The sequence below is a fragment of the Anaerotruncus sp. DFI.9.16 genome (assembly GCF_024461615.1).
Lineage (GTDB): Bacteria > Bacillota > Clostridia > Oscillospirales > Ruminococcaceae > Anaerotruncus > Anaerotruncus massiliensis.
In genome coordinates, this window is the sequence record NZ_JANFZX010000038.1 from 19,091 (window position 1) to 27,535 (window position 8,445).

The following is an 8,445-nucleotide window of genomic DNA, read 5'->3' on the forward strand; positions in this document are numbered from 1 at the left end:
CATCAAATCGATGAAATTGATTCCACGCGGTTGACATTCAACTGGCGAAATATTATATTTGGAATGCAGTGAGAAAACGATTACCCGTTTTCGACACTTTCCGCCCCGACCGGGACGGGACAACATGTTAGGAGGAAATTCAATGAAAAAGATCATCGCGATTCTTTTGGCTATGGCAATCGGTCTGAGCCTGGCGGCCTGCGGGTCCACCCCCGCCCAGCCTTCCCAGCCCGCGACTGAGGCTTCGAGCACCGACGCGGCTCCCGCTGAGAGCGCCCCGGCCGCTGAGGGCAAGGCGGAATACGCCGTTGTCCTGAAGGTTCTCTCCAGCCAGTTCTGGCAGACCATGCGCGACGGCATCCAGGCCGAGGCCGACAAGATGGGCATCAAGGTCGACATCTACGCCGCCAACACCGAGGACGACGTCGAGGGACAGGTCACCCTGCTCGAGAACGCCATCTCCACCGGCTACAAGGCGATCGGCGTGGCTCCGATCTCCGACGTGAACCTGAACAACGCGATTGCTGACGCGACCTCCAAGGGCATCAAGATCGTCAACATCGACGAGAAGGTCAATATGGACGCGCTCGCCGAGCTGGGCGGCGCCTGCACCGCTTATGTCGCCACCGACAACGTGGCGGTCGGCAAACTCGGCGCCGAGTACCTGATCGAGCAGATCGGCGGCGCCGGCGAAGTCGCCATCGTCGAGGGCAAGGCCGGCGCGGTTTCCGGCGAGAACCGCCGCGACGGCGCGAAGGCCGCCTTTGAAGCCGCGGGCCTCACGATCGTTGAGAGCCAGCCGGCCGACTGGGACCGCACCAAGGCGTATGATGTCGCCACCAACTACATCACCGCGCATCCCGACCTCAAGGCGATCTACTGCTGCAACGACACCATGGCGATGGGCGTGCAGGAGGCTGTCGAGGCTTCCGGCAAGGACATCAAGGTCTGCGGCACCGACGGCAACGACGATGCGATCCAGTCCGTCGCGGACGGCAAGCTCGCCGCCACCGTCGCGCAGGACCCCGCCGCCGTCGGCGCGAAGGGCCTGCAGCTGATGGTCGAGGCCGTTGAGAACGACGCGGCGATGGAGCCCGGCGCCGAAGTCCCGGTCTATGGCATCGACGCGATCCTCATCACCAGCGAGAACGCCTCCGAGTATATCAAGTAATCACCCGACGCAGACGCGCCGCCGCCGCCCCGCAGGGGGCGGCGCTGCGTCAGGCGCTGCGAGTGGCAGGCACCGCGCCCCCCGGCGGGGCGCCTGCCCAGCTGACCGCGTCTGGCGGCGGTGCCGGAAATGATCATCTCTTTGAAAGGGGAGGGCGCGATTGGAACCCATCATCCAAATGAAAGAAATCACCAAACGCTTTCCTGGCGTTGTGGCGCTGGACCGCATCAACTTTGACGTGCGCCCCGGCGAGGTGCATGTCCTGCTGGGAGAGAACGGCGCTGGGAAATCGACCCTGATGAAGGTGCTCAGCGGCGCCTACAGGCCGGACGGTGGGACCATCGTGCTGGAGGGCAAGGAGTATTCCCACCTCACGCCGCACCTGTCCGCCGAGGGCGGCATCAGCATCATCTACCAGGAGCTGAGCGTGGTCAACTGGCTGGACATCCGCGAGAACATCTTCATGGGCCGCCTGCCGATGAAGCACGCGGGCCCGCTGGCCGTGGTCGACTACGCCGAAATGAACGCGCGCACCGAGGAGCTGCTCAAAAAGGTCAACCTGTCGAACCGCAAGCCGACCACCAGCGTGGGCGACCTGAGCATCAGTGAAAAGCAGATGGTCGAGATCGCCAAGTCGGTCGCCTTCAACGCGAAGGTCATCGTCATGGACGAACCGACCTCCTCGCTGACCGAGGAGGAGGTCCAGAAGCTCTTCGTCATCATCCGCCAGCTCAAGGAAGAGGGCAAGGGCGTGGTGTTCATCTCCCACAAGCTGTCCGAGATCGCCGAGATCGGCGACCGCATCACGATTATGAAGGACGGCGGCTATGTGGGCACCTACCAGGTGGCTGACCTCACCACCGACGACATGGTCCGGCTGATGGTCGGACGCGAGATCAAGGGCACCTACCAGCACAAGCCGGAGGAGCACTACGAATTCGGCGACGTGATGTTCGAATGCAAAAACCTCACCCGCAAGGACGGCAGGGCAAAGGACATCTCCTTCAGCCTGCGCCGGGGCGAGATCCTCGGGTTCTCGGGGCTCGTCGGCGCGGGGCGCAGCGAGACGATGTGCGCCATCTACGGCGCCGCGCCCAAGGCCTCGGGCGAAGTGTGGCTCGAAGGCAAGCGGCTCACGATCAAGAACCCCTACCAGGCGCTGCGCCAGGGGATCGGGATGGTGACCGAGAACCGCCGTGAGACGGGCTTTTTCCAGAACTTCAGCAACAAGCGCAACATCTCCATCGCCTACCAGCTCAAGCGCTCCTCCCTCGACGGGATGCTGGGGCTGACCAACAATGCCGAGGAGCAGCGGCTCGCCGAAAAGGAGCGCGCGGACATCCAGATCAAATGCGCCTCGCTCGAGCAGCTCACCTCGCAGCTCTCGGGCGGCAACCAGCAGAAGGTCATCCTCGGCAAATGGATGGCGGCCGGCGTCAAGCTGCTCATCTTCGACGAGCCCACCAAGGGCATCGACGTCGGGACCAAGAGCGAGATCTACAAGCTGATGCGCGGGCTTGCCGACGGAGGAATCGGGGTCATCGTGGTCTCCAGCGAAATGCCGGAGCTGCTCGGCCTCTGCGACCGGATCGCCGTCATGGCGGACGGCAGGATCACAGAAATCTACGAAGTGGCGGACGCGACCGAGGAAAAGCTCGCGAAGGCCGCTACCGGCGAAACTGCATGACACGGGAGGAGAGCAAGTTGAAAACGATCACGAAACGGTCCTTCACCTTCAGCGATTACTGGGATCGCTACAGCACGATCACGATCCTCGCGATCATGGTCGTCGTATTCGGAATCCTGCGGCCCACCACCTTTTTGACGGGCGGCAACCTCGTCAAGGTGATGGAGCAGAGCTCGATTACCATCCTGCTGGGCCTGGGCGAATTCTTTGCCATCCTGCTCGGCGGCATCGACCTGAGCGTCAGCTCGATCATGGCCCTCTCCGGCGCGCTCACCGCGCAGCTGATGGTCAACGCCGGATTTCACCCGGTCGTCGCCATCCTCGTCGGCGTGCTGCTGTTCGGCGCCTTCATCGGCTTCTTAAACGGCGTGCTCGTCACCGCCACCGGCCTGCCCCCCTTCATCATCACGCTGGGCACCCAGGCCATCCTGCGCAGCCTTGTCTACATCATCACCGACGCGCGCGCCGTCTCCGGCCTGCCCGCCGCCTTCTCCAAGACGATGGGCGGCAAGCTGTTCGGCGTCGTCCCGGTTCCCATCCTCGTGGCGCTCATCACCGCGACGGTGCTCACCTTCCTGACGACCAAATGCCAGTGCGGCCGCAATCTCTACGCCCTCGGCGGCAACTCGCAGTCCGCCTGGTACGCCGGCATCACCGTCAAAAAGCACACCATCCTCGCGTTCTCGATCTCGGGCGTCTGCGCGGCGCTGGCCGGCATGGTCAACATCGCCCGCCTCGCCGCCGCCGAGCCCAACGCCGGCACCGGCTACGAGACCTTCGCCATCGAGGCCGTCATCATCGGCGGCGCCTCCTTCTTCGGCGGCGTCGGCAAGATCCCCAAAGTCGTCATCGGCGGCCTGATCATCGGCGTCATCAACAACGGCCTCAACATGGTCGGCGTCTCCAGCTACTACCAGCAGCTGGCGATGGGCTGCCTGCTCATCCTGGCCGTGACCCTCGACCGGTTCTTCGGCGCGAGCAGGAAGAACTGACCGGCGCGCTCCCGATTTTCCCCACTCCCGCCCCGCCCGCCGGGGCGGGGGACCTATAGATTTGTCGGAGGTACTTGTTATCATGAAACCTGAATTTTCCGTGAGCCTGATGTGCATGGATTTCCTGGACATCAAGCATCAGATCGAGGTGCTCGACCAGAAGGCCGACGGCTACCACATCGATATCATGGACGGCCACTACTGCAAGAACATCACCCTCAGCCCCGATTTCATGCGGGCCTGCGCGCGGGTGGCGAAAAAGCCGATGGACGTCCACCTGATGACCACCAACCCCAACGACTGGATCGACGCCTGCGCCCAGGCGGGCGCGGCGCTCATCAGCCCCCACGCGGAGACGATCAACACCGACTGCTTCCGCACCCTCAACCACATCAGGGACGCGGGTTGCAAGGTGGGCGTCACCCTCAACCCGGCGACCCCGCTCTCCTATTGCAAGCACTACCTCAACCGCATCGACGTGCTCACGCTGATGACGGTGGACGTGGGCTTCGCGGGGCAGCCGTTCATCACCGAGATGCTCGACAAGATCGCCGAGGCCAAGCGCCTGCGGGAGGAAAACGGCTGGCATTACCGGATCATGATCGACGGCTCCTGCAATAAGAAAACCTTCAAGCGGCTCTATGACGCGGGCGCGGAGACCTTTATCCTCGGCACCTCGGGGCTCTTCAGCCTGGACGCGGACCTTGCGGCCGCATATGACAAGATGAAAGGACAGTTTGAGGAAGAAACCGGCGTCAAACTGTGAACGGGAGGCCAGACCATGAACGGATCGGAAGCGTATGTGCTCGGGATTGATATCGGCGGCACGAATATGCGGTTCGGCCTGGTGGACGGGTCGCACCGGCTGTCGGCGTTCGAGCGGCAGAGCACGCGGGACACCTTCCTGGAGGACTGCGATCCCGCGCAGAAGCTGGCCGAGTGCATCCGCGGCTACTGCGGGCGCAACCTCGGCGGAAAGATGCCCAAGGCCGTCTCGATCGGCTTTCCCTCCACCATCAACCGCGCGCGCACCGTCGTGGTGCAGACCCCGAACATCGCCTGCATCCCGGACGATTTCGCCGTCGTCGACGCGCTCGAATCCGCGCTCGGCATCCCGGTCTTCATCAACCGGGACGTCAACTACCTGCTGCTCTTCGACCTCGAGGACCTCGGCGTCACCGCGCAGGACTGCGTGGCGGGCATCTATTTCGGCACCGGCATCGGCAACGCCGTGATGGTCAACGGAAAGATCCTGCTGGGCCGCAACGGCGTCGCCGCGGAGCTCGGGCACCTGCCCGTCTACGGCAACAAGCGGGTGTGCATGTGCGGCAATGTGAGCTGTATGGAGACGGTCGTCTCGGGCATCGCGCTCGAACGGATCCAGGCGCAGCATTTCCCCGGCACCCCGATCAACCAGCTTTTCGCCCGGCACATGGATTCCTGCGTCATGCAGGACTTCCTCGAGGGCATGGGACAGGCGGTCGCAGCGGAGGCCAACCTCTTCGACCCAGACTGCATCATCCTGGGGGGCGGCCTGCTCCAGATGGAGGGCTTCCCGCGCGGCGCGCTGGAGGAAGCGGTGCACCGCTACGCTCGCAAGCCCTACCCCGAGCGGACGCTCGACCTCCGCTATTCGCGTCCCAACCAGGCCAACGGCCCGGTCGGCGCGGCCATCTACGCCGAAAAGCGGCTGGCGGACCCCAGCTACCTGTAACGAAACAAAAGACGGCCCGGGCAGCGCGGTTTTTCGCGCGGGCCCGGGCTTGTAATTTCAGATTGGAGGAACCCCCATGAAACTTGCCATTGGAAACGACCACGTCGCGGTCGAGATGAAACGGGAGATCAAGGCCTATCTCGAGGAGAAGGGCATCGAGGTCGTCGACGTCGGCACCAACAGCACCGAGCGGTTCAACTACCCCGTCAGCGGCTACAAGGTCGCGAAGCTGGTGGCCGCGGGCGAGGTCGACGGCGGCGTGCTCATCTGCGGCACCGGCGTGGGCATCTCGCTGGCCGCCAACAAGGTCAAGGGCATCCGCGCCTGCGTGTGCAGCGAGCCCTATTCGGCCAAGCTCTCAAAGCAGCACAACAACTCGAACATCATCGCCTTCGGCGCGCGGGTCATCGGCGTCGAGACCGCGAAGATGATCGTGGACGAGTGGCTGGGCGCCACCTATGAGGGCGGCCGCCATCAGGTCCGCGTGGATATGATCTCCGAGATCGAAAACACAGGGGAGCTTGCAGCGGCGAAGTGATTTGCCGCTCGGGGAGCGGCGGAGCTTTCCTTAGATTTGCCGCTCGGGAAGCGGCGCAGCTTGTCGGTAGTCGACCGACAGCGAGGTACTTTCTTTGCGTCAAAGAAAGTACCCAAAGAAGGACGCCTAAGGGGGCTCCACCGCCCCCTTAGGGATCCCCTGGAGTACCTTGCCATGACCCGCAGACTACCGTCACTCCCCACAGGTACACCAGCTGTAGGCACAATTCAGGTTGCAGGCGCTCCCAATAGAGAGGAACGACGGGTGCGACTGCATCAGCCTTCAATACGCGGTTGGCTGAACGTGAGCGGTGGGGGGATTCTCAAGGGGGGCGAGCTTTGCGCCCCCATCTTCTTCAAGCGAGCCCCCCTTGAGCGCCCTTCTTCCGCCGACTTCTTGGGCGCGCAAGAAGTCGGCCCGCCTGCCGGGGCGGGTCCCGGCAATCCATGCCGCCGAAGGCGGCTCCCCTAAAGCGTCCCGAAGGGATGCGATAAAAGTCCCCTTAGCTTCTGGGCGGGCTAAACATCCTCATCAGACATGAGGTGAATTCCCTGCCGGATGCCGTCGCGATAGGCTTTCTCGCTCTCCAGTTCGGATAAGAGGCTTAGGTCGTCGATGATGCGCAGAAGCAGTTTTCGGCTTGGCTTGTCAAGTGCCTGTCGAAGCAGCTGTTCGTTACAGGACAGGCGGCATTTAATGCGGTTGCGATCCAAAGCTGTCACCTCCAACAGGATTGTAACAGAAATATGAGTTCCCGTTAGGGGAAAATCGCCCTATTTAAAAGGCCCGCCATCGGCGGGCCTTTTGCTATTTTTGTTTTCGGTCGCGGAGCTTTTGCAAAATTTTGGGACTGAAGATCATGCCGCAGACGCCGATCGCGGCGGCGATGCAAAATATGACGGTGGATTTCCGGTAATCACCCTCGATGAGGGTGCCGCTCGCGAAGGTGTCGCATAAAATCATCGGGGCGCGCGCGACCATTGAAATCAGGATGAAGCGTTTAAAGTCGAGCGGGGTGAGGGCGGCGAGATAGGTGAAGACGTCCTTGGGCATCGCGGGGATGAGGTAGAGGATAAAGACGATCTTCCCCAGCTTGCCGGCGTCCCGCAGGAAGGAGAGCTTCTCCTGCTTTTCCCTGGGGAACATCCGGTCGACGACGGGCTGGCCGTACCGCTTGACGGCGAGGAAGACAATCGTACTGCCGATGAAAATCCCGGCCAGGCAGACGAACAGGCCGCCGAACGCCCCGTAGGTGAGTCCCGCCGCGATCTGGATGGGCAGTGCGGGGATGACGCCCGAGGCCACCTGCACCGTCTGGATCCCGATGAGCGCCAGCACGCCGAGCATGCCGAAGGATTGCAGCTTCTCCTGGAAGCGGGCCATATTCTCCGGCTCCATAAGGCCCTTGATCACCGGGTAGTACCGCCAGGTCAGATAGAGGAGCGCGCCCACGACTGCCACGGCGACGACCACCGTGAGCCGCCACTTCCAGCGACCCTTTTTCTGCTCGGCCATCGCGGTTCGCATCCTTTCTTCTGGTTTTGCCTCGCCGCTCCCACAAGGAAGCGGAAAACTGCGCGGCTGCGCCGCGCATGCGCGCTTTGCGCGCAAACGCCCGGGACGGACGTTGTTTTCCGCCCCCGTGGGCGCTGCGCGCCGCCCGGGGAAGGTCGTATCTCCCCGGACGCACCGGTAAGAGCGTTCCGGGGGCTCGCCGACAGAGGCGTTGAGGCGCACGTCAGTTGCGGCCCCTGACCGCAACTGACCCCGCGTTTTGACAAGCAAAAGCGCGTGCGCCTCACGGGCGGAGGGCGAGCCGCCCTCCCCCGTGTGCCCCCACCTGGCGGGTGCTTGCAGTATTTGTCGAGGGGAAGCACCCCCGTACCGTCTCCCCGGACGCACCGGTAAGAGCGTTCCGGAGGCTCTTCGGCAGAGGCGTCGAGGCGCACGTCAGTTGCGGCCCCTGACCGCAACTGACCCCGCGTTTTGACAAGGCAAAGCGCGTGCTGCGGCACTTGTCGTTGGGAGTATGCCTCCCCGTGCGCACGCCCGGTACGGCTCCTGAGGCTCTCGGGCAGAGGCGTTGCGCCTGCGGCGCGGCGGCTGATGGGTTGCTGTAGACTGGTCCTTCGATCCGTGGCGCGGGGCCGCGACCTTTAAGGCCGCAGGCCGTCGCGGCTTGGGGGCCAAGGATTTGGCCGTAGGCCAACCTTATAGAGAATCCGGCCCGCAGGGCCGGGGGCGGGGTGCGGGCCGCTTAGCGTGCCGGCCCATGGGGCCGGGTCCGCGTAGCGGACTCAAGCCGGGGGCGCGGGGCGGAGCGCCCGCGAGCGGCCGTCGCGC

The 8,445-nt window shown here is 63.6% G+C and carries 8 protein-coding genes; 6 read left to right on the plus strand and 2 right to left on the minus strand.

Translation table 11 applies throughout. The features are described from left to right. Window positions 1–142 precede the first annotated feature (142 nt). The 6 genes from alsB to rpiB all read left to right on the plus strand — a co-directional run bounded on the left by alsB (window position 143) and on the right by rpiB (window position 6,102). A complete protein-coding gene (gene alsB, locus NE609_RS12560) occupies window positions 143–1,171 on the plus strand; it encodes a D-allose transporter substrate-binding protein (RefSeq protein WP_256152693.1) in 1,029 nt (342 codons plus the stop codon). 160 nt (window positions 1,172–1,331) lie between these two features. Next, window positions 1,332–2,858, plus strand: a complete 1,527-nt coding sequence (locus tag NE609_RS12565; protein WP_121587391.1) for a sugar ABC transporter ATP-binding protein — start codon at window positions 1,332–1,334, stop codon at window positions 2,856–2,858. A gap of 17 nt (window positions 2,859–2,875) precedes the next feature. Beyond that, entirely contained in the window at window positions 2,876–3,850 is a 975-nt protein-coding gene (gene alsC / locus NE609_RS12570; protein ID WP_243107468.1) for a D-allose ABC transporter permease, read from the plus strand. 82 nt (window positions 3,851–3,932) lie between these two features. Continuing rightward, a complete protein-coding gene (gene alsE / locus NE609_RS12575; protein WP_101548847.1) occupies window positions 3,933–4,616 on the plus strand; it encodes a D-allulose 6-phosphate 3-epimerase in 684 nt (227 codons plus the stop codon). Between the two features lie 15 nt (window positions 4,617–4,631). Next, window positions 4,632–5,564, plus strand: a complete 933-nt coding sequence (gene alsK / locus NE609_RS12580; protein ID WP_256152694.1) for an allose kinase — start codon at window positions 4,632–4,634, stop codon at window positions 5,562–5,564. A 76-nt stretch (window positions 5,565–5,640) separates the two neighbouring features. After that, entirely contained in the window at window positions 5,641–6,102 is a 462-nt protein-coding gene (rpiB, locus tag NE609_RS12585) for a ribose 5-phosphate isomerase B (RefSeq protein WP_256152695.1), read from the plus strand. 518 nt (window positions 6,103–6,620) lie between these two features. Here the strand turns inward: rpiB and NE609_RS12590 are convergent. Together NE609_RS12590 and NE609_RS12595 are read right to left on the minus strand one after the other, a co-directional pair. Continuing rightward, on the minus strand, window positions 6,621–6,815 hold the full coding sequence (locus tag NE609_RS12590; protein WP_256152696.1) for a hypothetical protein: 195 nt from the start codon (window positions 6,813–6,815) through the stop codon (window positions 6,621–6,623). 94 nt (window positions 6,816–6,909) lie between these two features. Next, window positions 6,910–7,617 carry a TVP38/TMEM64 family protein gene (locus NE609_RS12595; RefSeq protein WP_256152697.1) on the minus strand — a complete coding sequence of 236 codons (708 nt, stop codon included), beginning with the start codon at window positions 7,615–7,617 and terminating at the stop codon, window positions 6,910–6,912. Window positions 7,618–8,445: the final 828 nt, after the last annotated feature.

Coding starts and splice junctions, on each gene's coding strand:
- alsB (WP_256152693.1), top strand. CDS start 143: ATGAAAAAGATCATCGCGATTCTTTTGGCTATGGCAATCGGTCTGAGC.
- alsE (WP_101548847.1), top strand. CDS start 3,933: ATGAAACCTGAATTTTCCGTGAGCCTGATGTGCATGGATTTCCTGGAC.
- alsK (WP_256152694.1), top strand. CDS start 4,632: ATGAACGGATCGGAAGCGTATGTGCTCGGGATTGATATCGGCGGCACG.
- rpiB (WP_256152695.1), top strand. CDS start 5,641: ATGAAACTTGCCATTGGAAACGACCACGTCGCGGTCGAGATGAAACGG.
- NE609_RS12595 (WP_256152697.1), bottom strand. CDS start 7,617: ATGGCCGAGCAGAAAAAGGGTCGCTGGAAGTGGCGGCTCACGGTGGTC.